Below are 20,013 nucleotides of genomic sequence, written 5' to 3' on the forward strand. Positions count from 1 at the left end.
CATCCCGCCGCGCGCAGATTGCGCTGTTCGCGACGGCGATATCAGCGGTCTCGATGGCCGTGACCTCGTGTCCCACGACCGATCATGCCGCCGCAGATTCAAGCAGTGGAAGTGAGACGCAGTTCAGGCGGCGACCGGACTGAGGTTTTGAACGCGGCCGAGAAGTCGTGCAGCGGAGAAAGTATCAGTCAGCCTTCTCCGAAAGACAGGCATCTTCGTCCGTCGCGCCATTTGAGTGACGGCCGCCCATGGACGCTCCCCGCTCTAAGCGGTTCGATTGGCATGACCGGACCACAACTGCGTCGCTCGCCACGATCCGCACCTGCACGTCCCGGGGTTTTGCCAGATAGGGCGACGACGTGACCAGGACATCGGCGCCGGCCTCGGCATAAGCCGCAGCATTCGCCGCATTGACTCCACCAGCCACTGCAATGATCGGACGGGCGCGGGTGTAGGCCATGGCCGCGATGCGCTTGACCAGGGCGGCGACCTCGGCCGGCGAAAACTTCTCGGCCTGAATCACGTCGAAGCCGGCGACTGCCGCGGCAAGTGCAGCATCGGCCGTCTTGACCTCGACCACCAGTTTCTTCTCCGGTGCCGCCCGCCGCAAGCGTTCGACCGCCTGAAACAGCGGCAGCTCGCCGAGAAAGACGCGGTGCTCGGGAAACACCAGCACGGTCTCGGACAGGCCGAGCCGATGCATCGCGGCACCACCCGCCTTTACGGCCGCCACTGCAAATCGCTTGGTGCCCGGCACGTTCTTGCGCGTGCAGGCAACCGGAATTTGCGGGGCGACCGCCCTCGCCGCGCCGACGATGGCGCGGGTCTCGCTGGCGACACCGGACCAGATCTCGATCAAGGTCTGCGCGACCTTCCAGCTCCGCAGCAGGCCGGCAGCCGGGCCGCGCGCCTCGAGGATCGGCGCGCCCTGCTCCAGCGCCGCGCCGGATGTGGCGAACAGCTCGACCTCGCAGCCGGCGAGCGCGATGATCGCGGCAGCATCCTCGGCGAGCGCCAGCACCATCGGCGAGCGCGCAGCAAACTGCATGATGCCTCGGGTCGTGCCGATCCCGAGTGCCTCGGTGGTGAGGTCGCCATAAGGCACATCGTCTTCCAGCAGACGCTCGAGCTCGGCGCGCGATGCAACACTTGCCATGGCGTGCTTCCTTTCACAGGTGTGGGCTTGCCGACGACTTTGTCGCAAACCCGACACGGATCGCCGGTCCCGCCGCCGCAAGGAGCGGGAACGCCCATCCTTTGACGCTCATTCCTGCAAGGCGCACACCAGATTTCACCGCTCCATCCGGCACGCCAATTGCTGAGCTCTCCCTGGCCGGCGCCTCGCAGCAATCGGGCTCGCGCGGAGGCGGCTGCCGTCCGCTGGAGTTCATCATGAAGCTGTTTCGCACAATCGCCACCGCCGCAGGGCTGCTGCTCGCATTCGCCGAGGCGCAGGCAGCACAGACCAACGTCGCCGTGGCCGCCAACTTCACCGATGCCGCCAAGGAGATTGCCGCCCTCTTCAAGCAGAAGACCGGTCACGAGGCGGTGCTGAGCTTCGGCGCGAGCGGACAGTTCTACACCCAGATCACGCAGGGCGCCCCGTTTCAGGTATTCCTGTCCGCCGACGATTCTCGGCCGAGGAAGCTGGTCGAGGACGGGCTTGCGGTTGCGGACAGCCGCTTCACCTACGCCATCGGCAAGCTCGTGCTGTGGAGCAAATCGTCCGGAGCCGTGACGGGCGAGGAGACCTTGAAGGCTGCATCCTTCGCCAAACTTTCGATCTGCAATCCGGCCGCAGCGCCTTACGGTCTCGCCGCCGTCGAAACCATGAAGTCGCTGAAGCTTTACGATGCCCTGAAGCCGAAGCTGGTGGAAGGCGCGACCATCACCCAGGCCTACCAGTTCGTCGAGACCGGCAACGCCGAGGTCGGCTTCGTTGCGCTGTCGCAACTGACCGGCAGCGATGTCGGTTCGCGCTGGGTGGTTCCGCAGGCGCTCTATAGTCCGATCCGCCAGGACGCCGTGCTGCTGAAGACCGGCGCCGGAAACGAGGCCGCCGGCGCATTCATCGGCTTCCTCAGGGGACCCGAGGCACGCGCCATCATCGAGAAATACGGCTACGTGCTGGACGGGCAGAGCTGACGCGCATGGAGATCTGGTCGACGGAGATCCGCCAGTCGGTTCTGCTGACGATCGAGCTCGCCGCGATCTCGACCGTGATCCTGCTGGTGCTGGCAACGCCGCTTGCCTGGTGGCTGGCGCGCGCGAAGAGCTGGTGGACCGAGATCATCGCGAGCGTGGTTGCGCTGCCTCTGGTGCTGCCGCCGACCGTGCTCGGCTTTTATCTGCTGGTGCTGCTCGGCCCCGACGGGCCGGGCGGATGGATCGCAAGCCTGTGGGGCGGTCGCACGCTTGCCTTCACCTTCGAGGGCCTGATCATCGGCTCGGTGGTGTATTCAATGCCTTTCGTGGTGCAGCCGATCCGGAACGCCTTCGCCGCGATGGGCGAGCGGCCGCTCGAAGTCGCTGCCACCTTGCGCGCCTCGCCCCTGTGCACGTTCTGGACCGTCGCGGTGCCGCTGGCGCGGCCCGGCTTCCTGACCGGCGCGGTGCTCGGTTTCGCGCACACAGTCGGCGAATTCGGTCTCGTCCTGATGATCGGCGGCAACATTCCCGGTCGCACCAAGGTGCTGTCGGTCGCGATCTTCGACTATGTCGAGACCTCGCGCTGGCGCGAGGCGAGCGTCCTCGCCGGCCTCATGGTGATGTTCGCCTTCGCGGTGATCCTGACCATGACGCTCGTCGACAAGCGCGCAGCGAGGGCTGCGGCATGAGAACGGCCGAACCCGGCCGCATCAACGCGGCCTTCCGCGGCAGGCTCGGCAATTTCACGCTCGATGCCGAGCTCAGCGTGCCCGCCACCGGCGTCACCGCGATCTTCGGCCCTTCCGGTTGCGGCAAGACCACCGTGGCACGCTGCATCGCCGGCCTGCAGCGCATGGCCGACGGTTTTTGCGCGGTGGATGGCGAAGCCTGGCAGGACCGGCAATCGTTCCGGCCCGTGCACCGGCGGCCGATCGGCTACGTGTTCCAGGAAGCCAGCCTGTTTCCGCATCTGTCGGTACGTCGAAACCTGCTGTTCGGCGCGCCGAAGGCCGCGGACGCGCAGATCGCGTTCGACGAGGTCGTGGAGCTGCTTGGCCTTGCCGCCCTGCTCGACCGCTCGCCATACGGCCTCTCCGGCGGCGAGCGACAGCGCGTTGCGATTGGCCGCGCGCTGCTGTCGCAGCCCAAGCTTCTTCTCATGGACGAGCCGCTGGCTGCGCTCGACCACGCCACCAGGAACGAGATCCTGCCGTTCCTCGAGCGGGTGCATGAAAGACTGTCGCTTCCGGTGCTTTACATCAGCCATGACATGACCGAGATCGAACGTTTTGCCGACCATCTGGTGCTGATGGAACAGGGCCGCGTCATCGGCATCGGTCCGCTGCAGAGCCTCCGTCAGGCGCCACCAGCCGCTCTTCGTGACCGGCACGGAGATTGCTCGGATCGACGGAAGAGCGTAGGAAAACCGGCGAGGATGACTCTCATGCCGATCGACTTCCACGACATCGACCCGAACCGCGTCGCCGCGATCCTCTACCGCTCGCAGGACGACGTCGACACCTTGCTCGCGGACTTCGCCGAGACTCTGGTACGATCGGGCGAACGGATCGGCGGGATCGTCCAGCGCAACATAGAGGACGGCGCCGGCTGCCAGGTCGGCATGGAGGCGGTCGACCTTATGACCGGCCGCGAGATCTCGATCTGCCAGCCGCTCGGCTCGGGCGCGATGGCTTGCAAGCTCGACGCTGCGGGACTGGCCGAAGCGGCAGTCGTGGTCACCCACGCGATCGCAGCGGATGTCGATCTCGTCGTGATCAACAAGTTCTCCAAGCAGGAGGCGGCTGGCGAAGGCCTGCGCGACGAGCTGGCCGACGCCATCGCCGCCGGTATCCCCGTGCTCACGGCCGTGCCCGAAAAATGCCTGGACGCATGGAACGACTTTACCGGCGGGATCGGCACCACCCTGCTCTGCGACCGCGGAGCGATCGAAGGCTGGTGGCAGGACCTGTCGTCGCGCATCAAGCGGGCCCGCGCAGCGCGCCTGCCCGCCGATGCACCTGCGGCGCTACTTGCCGATCATCACGTCGGATGACTTGATCACGGCCGAGACGGCATCGCCCACCTTCAAGGCGAGGTCGTCCACCGCTTCGTTGGTGATCGCCGAGAACACGACCAGCCCCGGCGCGAGCTCGATCTTCACATGGGCCGTCGTCGTGCCCTTGGTGACGGCGATAACTTTGCCTGGAAGAATATTGCGTGCACTCAGTTTCATTTTCTGTTCCTTGCGCTCCGGCCATGCGATGCTACCGCAAGGCGCCTTGCGCTCAAGTCACCGTGTCGCGAAGCCATGCGCTTCCGACCGCGATGGTCGGCGTCGCTTCGCGCGTAGCCGAGCGGGTCAGCCGAACTTGAACAGCACGCCGTAACCACCGCGCGGATAGCTCCACTCGATGTCGCCGCTTTCCTCGCAGATCACCCGGCAGGTGCCGCACTCGATGCAGCCGTCGACGGTGATCTCGACCTGGCCATTGCCGTTGAGCTCGTAGCAGCGCGCCGGACAGGCCTTCAGCATGCTGAGGAGCTCCGGCGACGGCGTGGTGTGCGGCCGCACCTTGATATGAGCCCGCCCGGCATCGACCAGATAACGGTTGTAGAACAGCTTGTCCTCGACACGCACGGATGGTTCGATCGACATGGTTTAAGTCTCCATCGCTGGTGTTGCGTTTCCTGTCACCGCCAGGCGCGCGCGAGGCGGAAAGCGTCGCCGAACAGCCCGCCCCACGACCGCGCCTTGATGAACGATTTGAACGTCGTCTTCTCCTTCTCGACCTTCGGCGTGCCGTCGACGCGCAGAAAGTTCTGCATCGCCTTGGAGACGAGCTCGGGATAGGTCAGGAAGAAGTTCTGCGACTGGGTGTGCATCAGCGCCGGCATGTCCTTGTACTTCTTCAGGTCCTTGATGACGAAGGACTCGTCGAGCATCTTCTTGTAGAGCGCGAGGTTTTCGGCCGTCATCGGATCCTTGCGCGACTTGACCTGGAAGATCGCTTCCGCGGCGATCCGGCCCGAGGTCATTGCGAGGTTCGATCCTTCGCGATGAATGGCATTGTTGAGCTGGGCGGCGTCGCCGACCACGACCCAGCCCTCGCCATAGAGCTGCGGGATCGCCTTGAAGCCGCCTTCGGGGATGAGGTGCGCGGCATATTCCTTCACCTCCGAGCCTTCGATCAACGGGGCGACCGAGGGATGCCGCTTGAAACGGTCGAGCAGGCCATACGGCGTCTCGCCGGTGCGCTGGAAGTCGGCAACCAGGCAGCCGATGCCGAGCGAGATGCACTCCTTGTTGGCGTAGATGAAGCCCATGCCGGTCATGCCGCGGGAAATGGTGCCGACGGCCTCGATCACCATGCCTTCGTCGCCCCTGAGATTGAAGCGGGCCTCGATGGTCTCGCGTGGCAGGAAGTGCATCTCCTTCACGGCAAGGGCGACCTTGTCGGGCTTGGGCCGCTCGCGCAGCCCCGCACGGGTCCCGAGCAGGCCGTTGACGCCTTCGGCCAGCACGACGACGTCGGCATGGATCTCGCCGTCCGCGCGATCGGTGCGCACGCCGATCACCTTGCCATAGGCATCCTGCGCCAGCTCGGTCACCGTCGTCTCGCACAGCACGGTGGCGCCGGCCTCGCGGACCTTCTGCGAGAACCATTTGTCGAACTGCGCACGGATGATGGTGTAGCGGTTCGGCTTCTCCTCATTGAAGTCGTCGGAGCGGTAGTGCAGGCCGGTGTGTGAGCGGTCGTCCATCATCCAGAAGCGCTGCTCGACCAAATGTCGCTCCAGCGGGGCGTCCTCGCGGAAATCGGGGATCAGCTTCTCCAGCATGTCGGCATAGAGAATCGCGCCCTGCACGTTCTTCGAGCCGGAATACTCGCCGCGCTCGAGCTGAAGCACCTTGAGGCCGCGCTGGGCCAGCGTGAGCGCCGCCGCATTGCCCGCCATGCCGGCGCCCACGACGATGGCATCGAATTTTTCTTCGATCATGACGTACTCCTATCTCAGCTCGCGATCCGGTCGCGCGAATGCGGCGACAGCCGCGCGCGGAATGCCGCCGTCAGAGCCGGAAGCAGCCGGATGGCATCGGTGACGATGCCCATATGGGCGAAATCGAAGATCGGCGCGTTCCTGTCGGTGTTGATGGCGACGATGAGGTCGGCGCTCTCGACGCCCACGCGATGCTGGATCGCGCCGGAAATGCCCGCGGCGATGTAGAGTTTCGGCCGGATGGTCTTGCCGGTCTGGCCGATCTGCCGGTCGGAGGTGATCCAGCCCTTCTGCACCAGCGGCCGCGAGCAGCCATATTCGGCTCCAAGCACGGTGGCGAGCTGGCGTACCAGCTGGAAGTTCTCCGGCGAACCCAGCCCGAGCCCACCGGCGACGACGACGTCCGCATAGGCAAGATTGGATTTCGCGGAGTCGCGGTCCGGGAGGAACGACAGCACCTTCGTCACGATGTCGTCCTCGACGAGTCCGAGCGGATGGCTGACGATGCGGCCGACCGGACGCGAGACGCGCTCCGGCATCGGCATCACCCGCGGGCGCACCGTCGCCATCTGCGGCCGGTAGTTGAGCGTGTAGATCGTGCAGAGCAGCGAGCCGCCGAAGGTCGGGCGCGTCGCCGCCAGCGAGCCGTCGGCATCGACGTCGAGCTCGGTGCAATCGGCGGTCAGTCCCGTCAGGAGGGTCGTTGCTACCGAGCCCGCGAGGTCGCGGCCGAGCGTGGTGGCGCCAAGCAGGAGGATCTCGGGCTTGTAGGTGTTGACGACGTCCGTCAGCGCCTTGGTGTAGGACTCGTTGCGATAGTCGGCGAGCAGATCGTCGGCGACCAGATAGACGAGATCGGCGCCGTAGCAGAAGGCCTCGGCGGCGGCGGCCTGCGTCGCCTCGCCCGCCGGCCCGATCACCACCGCGGCAAGATCGACCTTGAGCTTGTCGGCGAGCTTGCGGCCCGCCCCCATCAGCTCCCAGGACACCGGATGAACCTGGCCGCGCTCCTGCTCGATGAAAACCCAGACGTGCTTGTAAGCCTTGAAATGCTCGGGCAGCTCCTTCTTGGTCGCAGCACGGCCGGATGCGGAAGCGGCGGTCTTTGGTGCGGTGCTCATGGTGCTTGTTCCCCTCGCCTCAATAGCCGCGCGCCAGCGCCGCAAGCTCAGTCTCGAGCGCCGGCTGACGCTTGAAGATGGCGTCGATCAGCACCTCCGCCGGCTGTTCGCCGGGCTCGATCAGCACCGCCTTCTCGCTGCGCGCGGCCGGCGCGAACACCCGCTTGACGATGGTGGGCGAGCCGCGCAGGCCGCATTTCGAGATGTCCTCGACGCCGGCATCCTGCGCGCTCCATTTCACGATCGGCGCGCGCGCGGCCCGCAGGGCGTCAGCCATCGCGCCGCGGCGGATCTGGTTGGTCGCCTCCAGCATGGTGACGAGGCACGGCAGCCTGGTGCGCAGGAGCTGCACGCCGCCTTCGGAGCGCCGCTCCGCGTCAATGGTGCGCGCCTCCAGATCCAGCGCGCTGATCCTGGCGACATAGGTGAGCTGCAACAGGCCGAGCCGCTTGGCGATGCCGGGGCCGACCTGCGCGGTGTCGCCGTCGATGGTCTGCTTGCCGGTGAAGACGAGATCGGGCGCTCCGAACTCGGTGGAGATCTTGCGGATCGCGGTGGCGAGCGCGTAGGTGGTAGCCAGGGTATCGGCGCCGGCAAAGAAGCGATCGGTCAGCAGCACGGCGCGGTCGGCACCGAAGGTCAGCGCCTTGCGAAGACTGTCCTCCGCAGACGGCGGCCCCATGGTCAGCACCGTGACCTCGCCGCCGAACTGGTCGCGCAGCTCGAGCGCGGCCTCCAGCGCGAAAAGGTCGTAGGGGTTGATGATGGTCGGCACCCCCTGGCGCATGATGGTGTTGGTCACGGGATGCACGCGGATCTGCGCGGAATCGGGGACCTGCTTGATGCAGACGACGATATGCATGTGCGTCTCCAGGACTTTGTTCACGGGGAAGAGCAGCAAGTGTCGTACCAAGTCCGCGAACGATGAAAATCAGATGGCGATACAGCGACTTAGGAACACGACGGTCGCTTCGGGCAGTGGGGCCGACAATGCTGCTGCGACATTCGTCGCAAATGCGACAGAGCTCAGCTTCACTTCAGCGTGCCGATCTGCACCAATGCCGGCGGCTGCTTCGGTTGCGGCGCGACGGCGTCTTTCAGGACCTTGAAGACGCGCTGGTCGATCGGCGAGGACGCGACGAAGTCCGCATAGGCGCGCTCCAGCACGGTCTTGCACCGTTCCGCCACGGCCTCGTCGGTCGCGTCGGCAAAGTCCTCCCCGGCGAGGTACTGGCCCATGCGCCGCAGGATATGCAGCCGTGCCACGTTGACGATCCTCGGGTCGTAGTCGACGCCGAGCAGCGTGAAGAACTCTTCGGCCGCAGATGCCTTGTTGAGTTGTGCCAGGATTCCATCAGCCATTGTCGATCTCCGTGGAGCTCTGCCGCACCGCACGGGTCGCGAGCGGCGTTGCGGGCGCTCCGGCATCCCGAATGCGCCTCTGCATGTGCGTCATGCGCGCCTCGAGGAACTCGACGCGGTCGAGCAGCACGGCGATGGCATCTCCGACTGGATCTGGCATCAGATGATGGTCGAGATCGATCCGGCCGACGATACGGCGATGGCCGAGCTGCGGGCGCACGACGCGCGCGGGAATGCCGACCACGGTGACGTCGGGGGGCGTGCTGTCGATCACCACCGAATTGGCTCCGACGCGCGAGCCGGCGCCCACCGTGATCGGCCCGAGGATTTTCGCGCCCGCTCCGACCACGACGCGATCTTCCAACGTCGGATGGCGCTTGCCCGGAAACCACGACGTGCCGCCGAGCGTGACGCCGTGATAGAGCGTGACGTCGTCGCCAATCTCCGCGGTCTCGCCGATGACGACACAGGCGCCGTGGTCGATGAAGAAGCGCCGGCCGATGCGCGCGCCGGGATGGATGTCGACATTGCTCGCGAAGCGCCCGAGCCAGGACAAAAGCCGTGCCGCAAAGCGCCAGCCGCCGGTCCACAGCCGGTTGGCGATCCGGTACCAGATCACGGCATGGATGCCGGGATAGGTCAGGAGCGTCTCGAGCTGGCCACGCGCGGCAGGATCGCGCTGGCGCACGCAGCCGATATCCTCACGGATCAACTTGAGCAGAGACGGCTTGACCGGTCCCGGAGGGGACGGTTCAGCGAGCGGAATGTCGACGACACAGGCCATGGCAACCCTCATGCACAGTCGAGAAGCGAGCGTTCGCGTACCTCGCGCCAGATCGCCGTCACCGTCTCGCGCGCGACCGCGCCCTTGTGCGCAACGGCATGCTGGCGGACGCGGGCGAGAACCAACTTCGCCTCCTCCGCGCTGACGGACAATCCGAGTTCGGCGAGTAGCGCGGTGATCGCGGCAAGTCCGGAATGCTTGCCGATCACGATGCGATTGGAACGGCCGAGCAGGCGCGGATCCAGCGCCTGATAGGTGCGCTGATCCTTCAACAGGCCGTCAACATGAATGCCCGATTCGTGGGTGAAGACGTGCTCGCCGACGATCGCCTTGTTGAGCGGAATGGCACGTGCGGCCGCAGCCGCGACCACGGATGCCACTTTCTCCAGCTCGGACAGCACCACGCCGGTATCGCAGCCATAGAGCTGCTTGAGCGCGACCGCGACCTCCTCGAGCGGAGCGTTGCCGGCCCGCTCGCCAAGGCCGATCACGGTGACAGAGGCATGCGTCGCACCGGCCTTGATCGCGGCGAGCGTATTGGCCGTCGCCAGACCCAGATCGTCATGGCCGTGGAATTCGAGCTCGAGATCGGTGGAGGCGCGAAGTGCTGCGATCAGGGCGAAGGAGGCGTCGGGATCGAGCACGCTCAGCGTGTCGGCAATACGGAAACGCCGCGCGCCGGCCGCCTTGGCGGTTGCGATCAACTCGATCAGGAAGTCCACGTCGGCGCGCGAGGAGTCCTCGCCGCCGACCGCAACGTCGAGGCCCTTGTCGCGGGCGTAGCCGACCACCCGCCTTACCTGCTCCAGCGCCACCCCCCGGCCGCCGCCGAGCTTGGCCGCAAGCTGGACGTCGGAGGTGGGGATCGAGACATTCACCATGGAGACGCCAGCCGCGATGGCCGCATCGACATCCGACGACCGCATCCTGCACCAGCCAATCGCCGTCACCGGCAGGCCTGCCTCGACGATGGCCCGGATCGCGCTCACCTCGTCATGGCCCATCGCAGGCGTGCCGGCCTCGATCTCGGTGACGCCGGCAGAGGCCAACGCGCGGGCAATCGAGACTTTCTCGGCAGAGGTAAAAGCGACGCCGGGGGCCTGTTCGCCATCGCGCAAGGTGGTGTCGTTGAGAACGATGGGTCGGGGTAGAACCCCGTCCGATCGAGTCGTTGAGCCGGAAAGCGCCATCCGAGCACTCCAATCATCTATTTCGACCAGGTTCAGCAACCCTCGTGCCATCGCCAGAACGATTGCCAAGCATCTGAAATTGATGGACTTATCGGCACCGCTCGCTTTGTCGCAAATGCGACAGCGCCAGACTGGCGTGTCAGATCTCGGCGGGTTTGCGGCGGATGTGGATGATGATGTCGAGCCGTGAGATTTCGTGGCCCGGCAAGGGATCGGGCAGCTGCTGGAGGACGAGTGTCTCCGGCACGTCGATCAACATATCCTCGCCGTGAAGGTAGAAATGCGGATGGACCGTCGTGTTGGTGTCGAAGAACGAGCGCGAGCCATCCGGTCCAATGCGGCGCAGCAGCCCCGCCTGGGTGAACTGGTTCAACGTGTTGTAGACCGTCGCCAATGAGAGCTGGATGTTGGCTGCCGACGCCTCGGCAAAGAGCATCTCGGCGGTGACATGCCGGTCGCCCTGGCCGAACAGCAGCTCTCCCAGCAACATGCGCTGGCGCGTCGGCCTCAGGCCCGCATCGCGCAAGCGGCGGAACGCAGAGCATTCGACGTCCCGGAGGTCGCGTTGCGCAGACGGCTCCGCGTCCAATGCGTCGATGAAGGAGACTTCCGGATACGCGTCCATGATCACCTCATGCTGGCCGGTTGCCGACGTCGGCCTGATCGCCGCCGCCGCGCAAAAATTCCCGCCGGCGTTCGGCCATGCGGCTCTCGCCGCTCTCTTCGCCGAAGCAGAGATCGAAATCGTTGCACTGGGTGCAGACCGGCGTCGCGCACATCACGAAGCCGTCGTCCTCGCAGAGCATGCGGTAGAAGAAGCGCTTCCAGCGCATGTTCCTGGTATTGCGGGTCGCCAGCGGCGCGAAATGACGCGTCAGGAGGCGCGACAGTTCCGGCCGCTCACGCAATCCGAGATCTTCCCAGAGATGGTTCGGCTCCATCGCGCGCCGCGCCACCATCGCCGCCAGCCAATGGCCGACCTCGCCGTCGGTCGAACGCTGCGCGAGCAGAAGATCGCGCACCATAACGGTCTCGTCGTCGACGCTCGTGTCGCACCCGCCTATCCAGGCAAACGCCCGGACCGGCGCGGATGGGAAACATTGCGTCAAGAGCGCATCGAGGTCCCGTTCGGACAGGCCAATCCGCTCCGCGACGGGGCCACCATCCATGACGGCAGCCGCCAGGATCGAAGCGAGCACGTGGCGATCGAAATCGTCGTCGTCATGAATGTCGGCGTCGACCGGATCGCTCCCGGTCAGCAGGCGATAAACTTCTATTCCGGCATGCGCACCGTCGGCGTTGGGGCCCGACGGCGATGTCGTTTCGATCGTCCTCACTTGCGCTTCAATCACGGAGGGGCTCCGCCGGTGGTGCCGAAAGGTGCCGGCCTCCCCGTTCAGGAAGGCCGGCACGATGGTCAGGCCGACATTGCTGCGAGCTCGGCAGCGGTCTTGCCGACGACGGTCTCATCGACCGGCTTCATGATGCCGTGCTCCATCAGCATGTCCTCGAGCTCGTCCATCGTGATCGGGGTCGGGATGATACCCTTGCCCGCGTTGTTGTGGATCTTGTAGGCAAGCTTGCGATAGTGCTCGGCTTGCTGAGACTCCGGCGCATATTCCAGCACCGTCATGCGGCGCAGTTCCGCATGCTGGACGATGTTGTCGCGCGGCACGAAGTAGATCAGCTGGGTGCCGAGCTTCTTGGCCATGGCTTCCGCCAGCTCCAGCTCCTTGTCGGTCTGCCGTTCATTGCAGACCAGGCCGCCGAGACGCACGCCGCCGGAATTTGCATACTTCAAGATGCCCTTGGAGATGTTGTTGGCGGCATACATCGCCATCATCTCGCCGGACATCACGATGTAGATTTCCTGCGCCTTGTTCTCGCGGATCGGCATCGCGAAGCCGCCGCAGACGACGTCGCCGAGCACGTCGTAGGACACGTAGTCGATGTCCTCATAGGCGCCGTTCTCCTCCAGGAAGTTGATCGAGGTGATGACGCCACGTCCGGCGCAGCCGACGCCGGGCTCCGGACCGCCGGACTCGACGCAGCGGATGTCCCGGTAGCCGACCTTCATCACGTCCTCGATCTCGAGGTCCTCGACGCTGCCGGCGTTCGCCGCGAGGCTCAGAATAGTGTCCTGCGCCTTGGCGTGCAGGATCAGGCGGGTCGAGTCCGCCTTGGGATCGCAGCCGACGATCAGGATCTTGTGACCCATCTCGGCAAGCGCCGCGAGCGTGTTCTGCGACGTCGTCGATTTGCCGATACCACCCTTGCCGTAAAACGCGATTTGTCTCAGTGAAGACATGTTGCTCTCCATCAACCGATTGCCAATGACTCCGCGCGTCTCGCGCGAGATTGCTTCTCTCTCAGAAGCCTGGGCCCGCGGGGTTCGGGAAGGAGAACATCGCTCGCCATCGGCGTCGGCGTGCTCTCAGCCCTCACTCGTTGTTGCTGCATCCAAATAGCAACTGGCGTGCCATTCGCTTCGCGCGACTTAAGGCGCTGATCGCGCTCGCAAAATATTTCGACGCGAGCGGCCGACAGAAGCTGTGTCGAACCCTACAGAGGTAGGGCCTCTGTCAGAAACCGGACAAGGATCGAAGCGATGACGGTGTGAATGCACCGCGATGACCCGGCGCGGATGCGGAACGGAAATTGCTCATGCGCGACGTGAGGCGATAAGAGGAGAACGACAGATGCAGATCGGCGTCGAGACAGCCAAGGCCGTCGACCAGCGACGCGTGTTCGTGGTCGATGAGGACGAGATCACGCGCGCGGCGCTCCAGTTCATGCTGCATGACGAGATCGAAACGCACGAACTCGCCACGCCGGAAGAGGCCTACGCCAAGGGCGTGGATTGGCTGAAGCCCGACGTGGTGCTGCTCGGGGTCTCTTTCCTGAAGACCCGAGGGGTGGACTTGATCGCCGAGCTCGGCATGAGATTTCCAGGCGTACGCATTCTCATCGTCACCGACAGATCGGACGAGACCATTGCGGTCGAGGCAATGAAGGCCGGCGCGCACGGTGCCGTGGTCAAGCCGCTGACGCTGGAAGGCGTTCGCAAGAAGGTCGACACGATCCTCGGCCGTGGCGGCGCCGCGCCGCTGGTCCAGCTCAGCATGATGAAATAGGACTGCCGGCGTGGCGACAGTGCTGTTCTTCCAGAAGCCGGGCTGCGGCACCAACGCCCGGCAGATCCGCGCGCTGGAGGCGGCCGGCCACCAGGTCCTCGCGAAGAGCCTCTTGACCGAGCCATGGACCGCCCAGGAGCTGCGCGGCTTCTTCGGCGAGACGCCGGTCGCGTCCTGGTTCAACCCGGCGGCGCCGCGGATCAAGTCCGGCGAAGTGAAGCCGGCAGAGATCGACGCAGCGAACGCGATCGCGTTGATGCTCGACGATCCCCTGCTGATCCGGCGCCCGCTGATCGACGTTGACGGCGCCAGATGCGCCGGCTTCGACCGCGAGCCGGTTCCCTCGCTGCTCGGCGGCGCGCGAAGCGACCTTCAAGGCTGCACGCGGCCGGAGGCGATGCCGCGCTGCGCGGAGCCATGAAGCTCAGCTCCGCGCCAGCACCATCACCAGGCGATCGACGCGCCGGCCGTGCGCCAGATGCTCATGGACGATCTCGTCGATGTCCTCCGGCATCGTCGGCCGGTACCAGACGCCATCGGGATAGACGACCATCAGCGGGCCGGCCCCGCAGAAGCCGAGACAGCCCGATGCGGTGAAGCCGACGTCCGTGAGCCCCTTCGCCTCGATCGCCTTGCCGAGCCGCTCCCACAACGGCCCGCCGCCGGCCGCGCCGCAGCTTCCGCGCGGATGGCCTGGCGGCCGCTGGGTGTGGCAGGCGAAGACGTGATGGCGATAGAGCTGCGGCAGCTCGAACTGCTCGGTCATACCGTCGCTCATGACACAGCCACCGCAACGCCCTTGTCGTTCAGCACCGCGGCCAGCTCACCCAGCTTGAACATCTCGCGGACGATGTCGCAGCCACCGAGAAACTCGTCCTTGACGTAGAGCTGGGGAATGGTCGGCCAGTTCGAGAACGATTTGATGCCCTCGCGGATGTCGGGGTCGGCGAGCACGTTAATGCCGACGAACGGCACGCCAAGACCGTTCAAGATCTGCACGACGGCTCCGGAGAAGCCGCATTGCGGCGCCGCCGGAACGCCCTTCATGAACAGCACGACGTCGCTGCCGGCGATGATGTCCTTGATGCGTTGTTCGGTCGGTTCACTCATGCTTTCATCCTTCCACATTCATTTCGGCACTGCCGTTTCGAGCGAGAGCGCATGCAGCGCCTCGCCCATTTGTCCCTTCAGGGCGGCGTAAACCATCTGGTGCTGCTGGATCCGGCTCTTGCCCGCAAACGCCTGCGAGACCACGCGCGCGCCGTAATGATCGCCGTCGCCGGCGAGGTCGGTCACGATCACATGGGCGTCCGGAAACGCCTCTCTGATCAGTTGCTCAATGTCCGGTCCCGCCATTGCCATGTTGCGCACTCCTGCTCCGCTCCCCACTCCATGCAAGCGTCAAACCAGTTCCGCAACACGTGCGTTCAGAGGGACTTGGGCGCCTGACACCGCCGCGATGTCCGACTTGCGACAACGCCGCGTCCGTGCGTGTCGACGACGTGACGAACACGACGCGCCCCGCTCCGGGCGCAGGGACGTCGCCTCGCAGCGCCTCGAAACCATGCGCTTTCGCGGCATCTCTCGTCCGGCCCGGCTTTTGCTTTGCAAGGACAGCACCCGTATTCCGATACGCCAGCGAGGAACTCGAATTGTCCCACACAGATTGCAGCAGATATGGCAATCGATGCCGCGTCCCGACGATGGCGAGCGGCGCATGACAGCCGTCCTTGTCGATTCCGACGGCATCAATTTCGGTGAGCTCGCACCCGAAATCGACTCGCTGCTGCAGCAAGGTGTGGTCAGCTATCGCCGCGACCCTCTCGAAGCCGACCGCATCTTCCGCCAGGCTCTGGATGCAGCGCCGACGGAGCTCGCCGTCTATTTCTGTCTCTATAAGACCCACACCTATCGCGGCCGGCTCGACGAGGCCCAGGACATCGCCGAGCGCGGCCTGCGCGAGGCCGCGCATCAGGCCGGCTGGAGCCCCAATTGGCGAAGCTGGCAGCCGCAGGCCGAACTGCCCGATGGCGCCGGCCGCTTCGCGCTCTACACGCTGAAGGCGCTCGCCTTCATCCATCTGCGCAAGGACGAACAAGAGCAGGCGCGCGAACTGCTCGCCGCCCTGCGCCGGCTCGATCCTGCGGGCGCCGTCGGCTGGCCGGTCGTTGCGGCACTCGCTGAGGGGCTCCAGTGAGGTGGCGATGACGACAACCGAGCTTGCCGACACCGATACGCTGATCGCGGGCATCATCGCGGCGCTGCGAACCGTTCACGACCCGGAAATCCCCGTGAACATCTACGACCTCGGCCTGATCTACCGGATCGAGCCGAACGACGACGGCCTGGTCGAGGTCGACATGACGCTGACTGCGCCAGGCTGTCCGGTCGCCGGCGAGATGCTGACCTGGGTGGAGAAGGCCGTGCTCGAGGTCGGCGGCGTCGAGAAGGTGGCGGTGCGGCTGGTGTTCGATCCGCCCTGGGACTCGTCGCGGATGACCGACGAGGTCAAGCTCGAGCTCGGCCTCTTCTAGCAAGCATGGTCAGGATCACGCCGATGAGAAGATGCAGATGATCGAGCTGATCGACAGCGATGGAACGCCCATCTCCGAGCACGACGGACTCTAAGCACGATGGGATGAGGCTTGATCGCTGCTACGACGAAGGTGCGCTCCCTCTCCCGCTCGCGGGAGAGGGCTGGGGAGAGGGTGTATCCTCAGTGGGACAATCCCCAAGCGGAGAAAGCCCTCTCCCGGCGCTTCGCGCCGACCTCTTCCGCAAGCGGGAGAGGTGAACCACCCGCGGCCATCGATTCAACCTAAAGCCACGCTGCTTTAGCAAATTCAGGGAGACCCGCGCGAGATGCTGCCGACCACCATCCTCGTCGACGACGCGCCGCGCTGCGTCGTACGGCCAACCGACGCCAAGGACCTCAACCGCTTCATCCGTAACGGCAGGAGCTTTCTGCTGGCCGAGAAGCCCGAGGGCAAGATCGCGCACCGGCTGGCTAACGACGCGGAGTTGAGACGGTGGCGGAGCGGCCTCGCCTTGCATAAGGCGTGGGGCGCCGCGGACGAGGAGTTCTTCGGCCTGCCGCTATCGGATTGACGGCGGGCCGCCTCAGCCCTGCCTCCCGCGCGCATCGTGCGGATTGCCCGCCTGGTTGCGCATCCAATCGGCGAGCTTGGTCAGTGCGGCATCGAGCTCGCCGCGCGCCGCTTCGTCGGCAACGGTCTCCGCCAGCGCGCCACGCATGCAGAGCAGCCACGCATCGCGCTCGGCTCTGCCGATCGGAAAGCCCATATGGCGCTGGCGCAGCCGCGGATGGCCCTTCTCCGGCGAATAGAGCTTCGGCCCGCCGGTCCATTCGGAGAGATAGCGCTTCAACACCTGCTTGGTCGATGCGAGGTCGTCCGCGTGCATGGCGCGAATGCCGGCGGCTTCGGGCAACGCATCCATCCGGCGATAGAAGCTCTCCACGAGGCGGTCGATGACGACCGAACCGCCGATCCGCTCGAACATTGAAACAGTGATTAAGGTATCGCTCATGCCTGTCCCTTCTGCTGCACGCGTCTACTCGTCCATGCTTGGAGACAGGATAACCTCCGCCGGCGCGCCGGGGCCTTGATCGGCGACAAATTCCAGCGTGGACACACGCGATAGTCCGTCGCCGCTCTCCATCAGCACCACGGCGTCCTCCGGCAATCCCTTCAGTCGATCGAGCAATTGGGCGACGGTCACGGCTAGTCCTCCGCTAATCCGGATGGATCATGATGTCCATGGTCTCGTCATGGTCGTCGAACGTGCCGAACGGGCGATCGTCCTCGACCAGCTGCTCGCCGAACAAGCAGACTTCACCGTCAATCATCGCCAGCGCAATGGGCTGGAGACTCTTGCCGTTGCAGGGACCGTCGATGCAAAGTCCGCTATCGATCTCGAAGGCGGCGCCGTGGCGGCCGCATTTCAGGAACGCGCGATCCTGCGTGAAGAAGTCGCCGCTGCCGATGTTGAGCCAGACCCCGTCATGCGGGCAGGCATTGACGTAGCCGACATAATCGTTGCCATGGGTCCGGATCACGACGATCGGGAATGGCCGGCCCTCGCCCGACCCGTCGATGCGCGACAGGTTGAACGCCCTGGCGCTGCCGCGCTCGATCTCGTCGCTCGCGCATATGACGAACACGTCGATCTCTTCCAAGCTCATGGCTCCTCGCCGATCAGGCCGCCGCCGGCGCGGCCGCCTGCTTCAGCGCCGTGAGCTCGGCGCCCGTCAGCCGGAACACGCCCCGCCCGCCTGCGAACGTCTGGTAGACGTCGCCGGCCTTGTCGCTGAGGAAATCGAACCAGGCCTGCGGCGTGACACCTTCGGGCCGCTCGCCGATCTCGACCACGGTGCCGTTCGGAGCAAACCGGGCGTGAAGAATGACGTTGTGCGTCTCCATCATTCCGCTCCCGCTCACAGACCCGACGAGAAGCCGAGCAGCTCGATCTTGACGTCCTCGGTGCCGAGCACGGCCGCCTGGCAGGCGAGCCGCGACTTCGAGCTGACGCCGACGATGGTGTCGAGCTTCTCGTTCTCGAGCCGCGCGATCTTCGACAGGCCCTTGCGCCCCTCGTGCACGAAGATATGGCACGAGCCGCATTTGGCCTGGCCCTCGCATTTGTGCGGAATCGCGATCTCGGCGCCGAGCAGCGCGGCCAGGAGTGTCGTTCCTTCCGAAACCTCGATGGTCTTGCCCTCAGGCATGACGGTCAGTGTGGTCATGATCTCAATCCTTTCAGTTGTACGGATTCATGGTTCAGTAGATCGCCGCGCCCGCGCCCACATTGATCGAGGCGTCCTTCATGGTCTCCACGATGAATTCGATCTGGCCGTCGGTGAGATGGGTATGGAACGGCAGCGCGATGGCGCGATCGGCGATCTTTTCGGTCACCAGCAGATCACCGCGGCGACAGCCGAGATCGAAATAGTGACGCTGCAAATGCAGCGGTTGGCTGTAGGCCGCAGCCTCGATCTGCTCGACCCGGAGATCCTCGGCGATGGCGTCGCGGCTGGAGCGGGTGAAGCGCGTGCCGAGATGAACGACATAGAGGAACCAATTCACCTCGGTCACGTCGGCCGCGACATAGGGCGGCTTGATGCCTTCGAACGACTGCACATGGGTCGCATAGAGCTGCTCGACCAGCCGGCGGCGCTCGATGATCTCGTCGATACGCCTGAGCTGGGCCAGCCCGAGCGCGGCCGCGAGATCGCTGATCCCGGCCTGATGGGACGCCGTTGAGCCCACCACGACGGAAGATCGCTCGCTCAGCCGGCGCGAGCGATGGCGGCGCAAGGTCACCGCGAGGTCGATGTCGTCGGTGACGACCATGCCGCCCTCCCCGCAGGTCAGCAGCGAGGGCTGCGCGAAATCGAACACGGCGATGTCGCCGAAGCTGCCGACCAGCCTGTCCTTGTAGCGCGAGCCGATCGCCTCGGTGGAATCCTCCAGCAGGACGATGCCGTGCCGGGCCGCGACATCGCGCAGCGCCGACCAGGGCGCCGGGTGGCCGTTGGTGTTGGCTGCGAGAATGGCCCGCGTCGCAGGCGTGATGCGCTCTTCCACCTTCTGCGGCGCCAGCGTCCCCGACCAATAGTCGATGTCGGCGAACACGGGTCGTGCGCCGGCGAGGCTGATCGCATGCGCGGTCTCGCGGAACGAATAGGACGAGGCGATGACCTCGTCGCCTGCGCCGACGCCGTACGCCTTCAGCGCGAGCATGAGGCCAATGGTGCCGCTCGGTACCGCAATCGCATATGCCCGGCCGATATAAGCGGCAAATTCCGCCTCGAATTCCTCCGCCAGCCGGCCGCTGGAGAGCCGCGGCGAGCGCAGGACGGCATCCACCGCCCCGATCTCCGCCAGCGTGACGTCGGGGTCGGAGAGCGGAATGAAGTCGTGGCCGGCCTCGACCGGCAACTCGCCGGCGTCGGCAACTCCATCATAGGCGAGAGCAGGCTCCGTCATGACGCAGCCGCCCGCTTGGCCAGCACGATGCCGGTCGCGCGTGCCGGATCGTCGGTGATCGCGGCGCAATGATCGGCGCTGTCGAGCAGGTGCAGGTCGAAGAGGCCGAAACTGCGGTACGGCGTTTCCGTCACGTCGGAGGCATCGCAGCGAACCCAGGTGAGATGCGGAAATTTCTGCCGCAGCTCGATATAGGCCTGCGGCGCCGCGTCTGACGACGCCAGCGCCTGCTCGATTTCGCTCAATTCGGTTGCCGCCAGCGCCATC

At 65.4% G+C, this 20,013-nt stretch carries 30 protein-coding genes and 1 pseudogene; 9 read left to right on the forward strand and 22 right to left on the reverse strand.

From position 1 onward, the window contains the following. Positions 1-184: 184 nt before the first annotated feature. Positions 185-1,156 (reverse strand): ModD protein, encoded by a 972-nt coding sequence (modD, locus tag UNPA324_RS08175; protein ID WP_181769331.1) that lies wholly within the window; start codon positions 1,154-1,156, stop codon positions 185-187. Between the two features lie 236 nt (positions 1,157-1,392). On the opposite strand from modD, the gene modA reads away from it, so the two are divergent. The 4 genes and pseudogenes from modA to UNPA324_RS36140 all read left to right on the forward strand — a co-directional run bounded on the left by modA (position 1,393) and on the right by UNPA324_RS36140 (position 4,201). After that, positions 1,393-2,145: a molybdate ABC transporter substrate-binding protein gene (gene modA / locus UNPA324_RS08180; protein WP_141934344.1), complete on the forward strand. Its 753-nt coding sequence runs from the start codon at positions 1,393-1,395 to the stop codon at positions 2,143-2,145. A gap of 5 nt (positions 2,146-2,150) precedes the next feature. Beyond that, positions 2,151-2,837 (forward strand): molybdate ABC transporter permease subunit, encoded by a 687-nt coding sequence (gene modB / locus UNPA324_RS08185; RefSeq protein WP_141934345.1) that lies wholly within the window; start codon positions 2,151-2,153, stop codon positions 2,835-2,837. Then, positions 2,834-3,526: pseudogene (gene modC, locus UNPA324_RS36135) on the forward strand (molybdenum ABC transporter ATP-binding protein); the annotation flags it as partial. The gene modB and the pseudogene modC, both read left to right, overlap by 4 nt. Before the next feature lie 66 nt (positions 3,527-3,592). After that, positions 3,593-4,201: a DUF2478 domain-containing protein gene (locus UNPA324_RS36140; protein ID WP_210246779.1), complete on the forward strand. Its 609-nt coding sequence runs from the start codon at positions 3,593-3,595 to the stop codon at positions 4,199-4,201. Here the strand turns inward: UNPA324_RS36140 and UNPA324_RS08195 are convergent. The 11 genes from UNPA324_RS08195 to nifH all read right to left on the reverse strand — a co-directional run bounded on the left by UNPA324_RS08195 (position 4,175) and on the right by nifH (position 12,912). Next, positions 4,175-4,381, reverse strand: coding sequence for a TOBE domain-containing protein (locus UNPA324_RS08195; protein WP_100178705.1), 207 nt, complete (start codon positions 4,379-4,381; stop codon positions 4,175-4,177). The two genes, UNPA324_RS36140 and UNPA324_RS08195, sit on opposite strands and share 27 nt — an antisense overlap. A 126-nt stretch (positions 4,382-4,507) precedes the next feature. Continuing rightward, positions 4,508-4,804: a ferredoxin family protein gene (locus UNPA324_RS08200; protein ID WP_141934347.1), complete on the reverse strand. Its 297-nt coding sequence runs from the start codon at positions 4,802-4,804 to the stop codon at positions 4,508-4,510. Positions 4,805-4,839: 35 nt separating this feature from the next. After that, positions 4,840-6,147, reverse strand: a complete 1,308-nt coding sequence (locus tag UNPA324_RS08205) for an FAD-dependent oxidoreductase (protein ID WP_141934348.1) — start codon at positions 6,145-6,147, stop codon at positions 4,840-4,842. A 14-nt stretch (positions 6,148-6,161) separates the two neighbouring features. Continuing rightward, on the reverse strand, positions 6,162-7,268 hold the full coding sequence (locus UNPA324_RS08210; RefSeq protein ID WP_141934349.1) for an electron transfer flavoprotein subunit alpha/FixB family protein: 1,107 nt from the start codon (positions 7,266-7,268) through the stop codon (positions 6,162-6,164). A gap of 19 nt (positions 7,269-7,287) precedes the next feature. Further along, complete coding sequence (locus UNPA324_RS08215; RefSeq protein ID WP_141934350.1) at positions 7,288-8,130, reverse strand: electron transfer flavoprotein subunit beta/FixA family protein; 843 nt, start codon at positions 8,128-8,130, stop codon at positions 7,288-7,290. A gap of 170 nt (positions 8,131-8,300) precedes the next feature. Continuing rightward, the gene (nifW, locus tag UNPA324_RS08220) at positions 8,301-8,630 is read right to left on the reverse strand and encodes a nitrogenase stabilizing/protective protein NifW (RefSeq protein ID WP_141934351.1); all 330 of its coding nucleotides are present in this window, start codon (positions 8,628-8,630) and stop codon (positions 8,301-8,303) included. Beyond that, complete coding sequence (cysE, locus tag UNPA324_RS08225; protein ID WP_141934352.1) at positions 8,623-9,414, reverse strand: serine O-acetyltransferase; 792 nt, start codon at positions 9,412-9,414, stop codon at positions 8,623-8,625. Before cysE ends, nifW begins: the two co-directional genes overlap by 8 nt. Before the next feature lie 8 nt (positions 9,415-9,422). Next, complete coding sequence (gene nifV, locus UNPA324_RS08230) at positions 9,423-10,604, reverse strand: homocitrate synthase (RefSeq protein ID WP_141934353.1); 1,182 nt, start codon at positions 10,602-10,604, stop codon at positions 9,423-9,425. Between the two features lie 139 nt (positions 10,605-10,743). Continuing rightward, positions 10,744-11,232, reverse strand: coding sequence for a Fur family transcriptional regulator Irr (irr, locus tag UNPA324_RS08235; RefSeq protein WP_502705462.1), 489 nt, complete (start codon positions 11,230-11,232; stop codon positions 10,744-10,746). A 4-nt stretch (positions 11,233-11,236) separates the two neighbouring features. After that, positions 11,237-11,956 (reverse strand): nitrogen fixation protein NifQ, encoded by a 720-nt coding sequence (locus UNPA324_RS08240; RefSeq protein ID WP_141934355.1) that lies wholly within the window; start codon positions 11,954-11,956, stop codon positions 11,237-11,239. Positions 11,957-12,021: 65 nt separating this feature from the next. Further along, on the reverse strand, positions 12,022-12,912 hold the full coding sequence (gene nifH, locus UNPA324_RS08245) for a nitrogenase iron protein (protein ID WP_141934356.1): 891 nt from the start codon (positions 12,910-12,912) through the stop codon (positions 12,022-12,024). Between the two features lie 391 nt (positions 12,913-13,303). Between nifH and UNPA324_RS08250 the strand changes: the two genes are divergently transcribed. Beyond that, complete coding sequence (locus tag UNPA324_RS08250) at positions 13,304-13,738, forward strand: response regulator (RefSeq protein ID WP_141934357.1); 435 nt, start codon at positions 13,304-13,306, stop codon at positions 13,736-13,738. Between the two features lie 10 nt (positions 13,739-13,748). Beyond that, positions 13,749-14,159, forward strand: a complete 411-nt coding sequence (locus UNPA324_RS08255) for an ArsC/Spx/MgsR family protein (RefSeq protein WP_141934358.1) — start codon at positions 13,749-13,751, stop codon at positions 14,157-14,159. Between the two features lie 3 nt (positions 14,160-14,162). Here UNPA324_RS08255 and UNPA324_RS08260 read toward each other — a convergent pair whose 3' ends face one another. Genes UNPA324_RS08260 through UNPA324_RS08270 form a run of 3 tightly spaced genes read right to left on the reverse strand, consistent with a single transcriptional unit; the run spans position 14,163 to position 15,100 of the window. After that, complete coding sequence (locus tag UNPA324_RS08260) at positions 14,163-14,516, reverse strand: (2Fe-2S) ferredoxin domain-containing protein (RefSeq protein ID WP_141934359.1); 354 nt, start codon at positions 14,514-14,516, stop codon at positions 14,163-14,165. Beyond that, positions 14,513-14,848 carry a Grx4 family monothiol glutaredoxin gene (gene grxD, locus UNPA324_RS08265; RefSeq protein WP_141934360.1) on the reverse strand — a complete coding sequence of 112 codons (336 nt, stop codon included), beginning with the start codon at positions 14,846-14,848 and terminating at the stop codon, positions 14,513-14,515. The genes UNPA324_RS08260 and grxD overlap by 4 nt, the downstream gene beginning before the upstream one ends. An 18-nt stretch (positions 14,849-14,866) precedes the next feature. After that, complete coding sequence (locus UNPA324_RS08270) at positions 14,867-15,100, reverse strand: BolA family protein (protein WP_141934361.1); 234 nt, start codon at positions 15,098-15,100, stop codon at positions 14,867-14,869. A 355-nt stretch (positions 15,101-15,455) separates the two neighbouring features. Between UNPA324_RS08270 and UNPA324_RS08275 the strand changes: the two genes are divergently transcribed. From UNPA324_RS08275 to UNPA324_RS08285, 3 genes are all read left to right on the forward strand, one after another. Then, positions 15,456-15,935 carry a hypothetical protein gene (locus tag UNPA324_RS08275; RefSeq protein ID WP_181769332.1) on the forward strand — a complete coding sequence of 160 codons (480 nt, stop codon included), beginning with the start codon at positions 15,456-15,458 and terminating at the stop codon, positions 15,933-15,935. A gap of 7 nt (positions 15,936-15,942) precedes the next feature. Then, on the forward strand, positions 15,943-16,272 hold the full coding sequence (locus UNPA324_RS08280) for a DUF59 domain-containing protein (protein WP_141934363.1): 330 nt from the start codon (positions 15,943-15,945) through the stop codon (positions 16,270-16,272). Positions 16,273-16,600: 328 nt separating this feature from the next. Next, positions 16,601-16,846, forward strand: coding sequence for a hypothetical protein (locus tag UNPA324_RS08285; RefSeq protein ID WP_141934364.1), 246 nt, complete (start codon positions 16,601-16,603; stop codon positions 16,844-16,846). Between the two features lie 12 nt (positions 16,847-16,858). Here the strand turns inward: UNPA324_RS08285 and UNPA324_RS08290 are convergent, their stop codons facing one another. Genes UNPA324_RS08290 through UNPA324_RS08315 form a run of 7 tightly spaced genes read right to left on the reverse strand, consistent with a single transcriptional unit; the run spans position 16,859 to position 20,012 of the window. Further along, positions 16,859-17,287, reverse strand: coding sequence for a group II truncated hemoglobin (locus UNPA324_RS08290; protein WP_141934365.1), 429 nt, complete (start codon positions 17,285-17,287; stop codon positions 16,859-16,861). A 24-nt stretch (positions 17,288-17,311) separates the two neighbouring features. Further along, a complete protein-coding gene (locus UNPA324_RS35065) occupies positions 17,312-17,479 on the reverse strand; it encodes a hypothetical protein (RefSeq protein WP_181769333.1) in 168 nt (55 codons plus the stop codon). A gap of 13 nt (positions 17,480-17,492) precedes the next feature. Continuing rightward, complete coding sequence (locus UNPA324_RS08295; RefSeq protein ID WP_141934366.1) at positions 17,493-17,942, reverse strand: Rieske (2Fe-2S) protein; 450 nt, start codon at positions 17,940-17,942, stop codon at positions 17,493-17,495. Between the two features lie 13 nt (positions 17,943-17,955). Beyond that, positions 17,956-18,180, reverse strand: a complete 225-nt coding sequence (locus UNPA324_RS08300; protein ID WP_141938753.1) for a hypothetical protein — start codon at positions 18,178-18,180, stop codon at positions 17,956-17,958. Between the two features lie 14 nt (positions 18,181-18,194). Further along, positions 18,195-18,503 (reverse strand): 2Fe-2S iron-sulfur cluster-binding protein, encoded by a 309-nt coding sequence (locus UNPA324_RS08305; RefSeq protein WP_141934367.1) that lies wholly within the window; start codon positions 18,501-18,503, stop codon positions 18,195-18,197. 34 nt (positions 18,504-18,537) lie between these two features. After that, a complete protein-coding gene (locus tag UNPA324_RS08310; RefSeq protein ID WP_141934368.1) occupies positions 18,538-19,746 on the reverse strand; it encodes a DegT/DnrJ/EryC1/StrS family aminotransferase in 1,209 nt (402 codons plus the stop codon). After that, on the reverse strand, positions 19,743-20,012 hold the full coding sequence (locus UNPA324_RS08315) for a DUF6129 family protein (protein WP_141934369.1): 270 nt from the start codon (positions 20,010-20,012) through the stop codon (positions 19,743-19,745). Before UNPA324_RS08315 ends, UNPA324_RS08310 begins: the two co-directional genes overlap by 4 nt. Position 20,013: the final 1 nt, after the last annotated feature.

Source organism: Bradyrhizobium sp. UNPA324 (assembly GCF_006658635.1).
Taxonomy (GTDB): domain Bacteria; phylum Pseudomonadota; class Alphaproteobacteria; order Rhizobiales; family Xanthobacteraceae; genus Bradyrhizobium; species Bradyrhizobium nanningense.

Excerpts from the sequence above, each read along its gene's own strand:
- modD (WP_181769331.1), bottom strand. The coding sequence starts at position 1,156 with ATGGCAAGTGTTGCATCGCGCGCCGAGCTCGAGCGTCTGCTGGAAGAC.
- modA (WP_141934344.1), top strand. The coding sequence starts at position 1,393 with ATGAAGCTGTTTCGCACAATCGCCACCGCCGCAGGGCTGCTGCTCGCA.
- modB (WP_141934345.1), top strand. The coding sequence starts at position 2,151 with ATGGAGATCTGGTCGACGGAGATCCGCCAGTCGGTTCTGCTGACGATC.
- UNPA324_RS36140 (WP_210246779.1), top strand. The coding sequence starts at position 3,593 with ATGCCGATCGACTTCCACGACATCGACCCGAACCGCGTCGCCGCGATC.
- UNPA324_RS08195 (WP_100178705.1), bottom strand. The coding sequence starts at position 4,381 with ATGAAACTGAGTGCACGCAATATTCTTCCAGGCAAAGTTATCGCCGTC.
- UNPA324_RS08200 (WP_141934347.1), bottom strand. The coding sequence starts at position 4,804 with ATGTCGATCGAACCATCCGTGCGTGTCGAGGACAAGCTGTTCTACAAC.
- UNPA324_RS08205 (WP_141934348.1), bottom strand. The coding sequence starts at position 6,147 with ATGATCGAAGAAAAATTCGATGCCATCGTCGTGGGCGCCGGCATGGCG.
- UNPA324_RS08210 (WP_141934349.1), bottom strand. The coding sequence starts at position 7,268 with ATGAGCACCGCACCAAAGACCGCCGCTTCCGCATCCGGCCGTGCTGCG.
- UNPA324_RS08215 (WP_141934350.1), bottom strand. The coding sequence starts at position 8,130 with ATGCATATCGTCGTCTGCATCAAGCAGGTCCCCGATTCCGCGCAGATC.
- nifW (WP_141934351.1), bottom strand. The coding sequence starts at position 8,630 with ATGGCTGATGGAATCCTGGCACAACTCAACAAGGCATCTGCGGCCGAA.
- cysE (WP_141934352.1), bottom strand. The coding sequence starts at position 9,414 with ATGGCCTGTGTCGTCGACATTCCGCTCGCTGAACCGTCCCCTCCGGGA.
- nifV (WP_141934353.1), bottom strand. The coding sequence starts at position 10,604 with ATGGCGCTTTCCGGCTCAACGACTCGATCGGACGGGGTTCTACCCCGA.
- nifH (WP_141934356.1), bottom strand. The coding sequence starts at position 12,912 with ATGTCTTCACTGAGACAAATCGCGTTTTACGGCAAGGGTGGTATCGGC.
- UNPA324_RS08250 (WP_141934357.1), top strand. The coding sequence starts at position 13,304 with ATGCAGATCGGCGTCGAGACAGCCAAGGCCGTCGACCAGCGACGCGTG.
- UNPA324_RS08260 (WP_141934359.1), bottom strand. The coding sequence starts at position 14,516 with ATGAGCGACGGTATGACCGAGCAGTTCGAGCTGCCGCAGCTCTATCGC.
- grxD (WP_141934360.1), bottom strand. The coding sequence starts at position 14,848 with ATGAGTGAACCGACCGAACAACGCATCAAGGACATCATCGCCGGCAGC.
- UNPA324_RS08270 (WP_141934361.1), bottom strand. The coding sequence starts at position 15,100 with ATGGCAATGGCGGGACCGGACATTGAGCAACTGATCAGAGAGGCGTTT.
- UNPA324_RS08275 (WP_181769332.1), top strand. The coding sequence starts at position 15,456 with ATGACAGCCGTCCTTGTCGATTCCGACGGCATCAATTTCGGTGAGCTC.
- UNPA324_RS08280 (WP_141934363.1), top strand. The coding sequence starts at position 15,943 with ATGACGACAACCGAGCTTGCCGACACCGATACGCTGATCGCGGGCATC.
- UNPA324_RS08285 (WP_141934364.1), top strand. The coding sequence starts at position 16,601 with ATGCTGCCGACCACCATCCTCGTCGACGACGCGCCGCGCTGCGTCGTA.
- UNPA324_RS08290 (WP_141934365.1), bottom strand. The coding sequence starts at position 17,287 with ATGAGCGATACCTTAATCACTGTTTCAATGTTCGAGCGGATCGGCGGT.
- UNPA324_RS08295 (WP_141934366.1), bottom strand. The coding sequence starts at position 17,942 with ATGAGCTTGGAAGAGATCGACGTGTTCGTCATATGCGCGAGCGACGAG.
- UNPA324_RS08300 (WP_141938753.1), bottom strand. The coding sequence starts at position 18,180 with ATGGAGACGCACAACGTCATTCTTCACGCCCGGTTTGCTCCGAACGGC.
- UNPA324_RS08305 (WP_141934367.1), bottom strand. The coding sequence starts at position 18,503 with ATGACCACACTGACCGTCATGCCTGAGGGCAAGACCATCGAGGTTTCG.
- UNPA324_RS08310 (WP_141934368.1), bottom strand. The coding sequence starts at position 19,746 with ATGACGGAGCCTGCTCTCGCCTATGATGGAGTTGCCGACGCCGGCGAG.
- UNPA324_RS08315 (WP_141934369.1), bottom strand. The coding sequence starts at position 20,012 with ATGGCGCTGGCGGCAACCGAATTGAGCGAAATCGAGCAGGCGCTGGCG.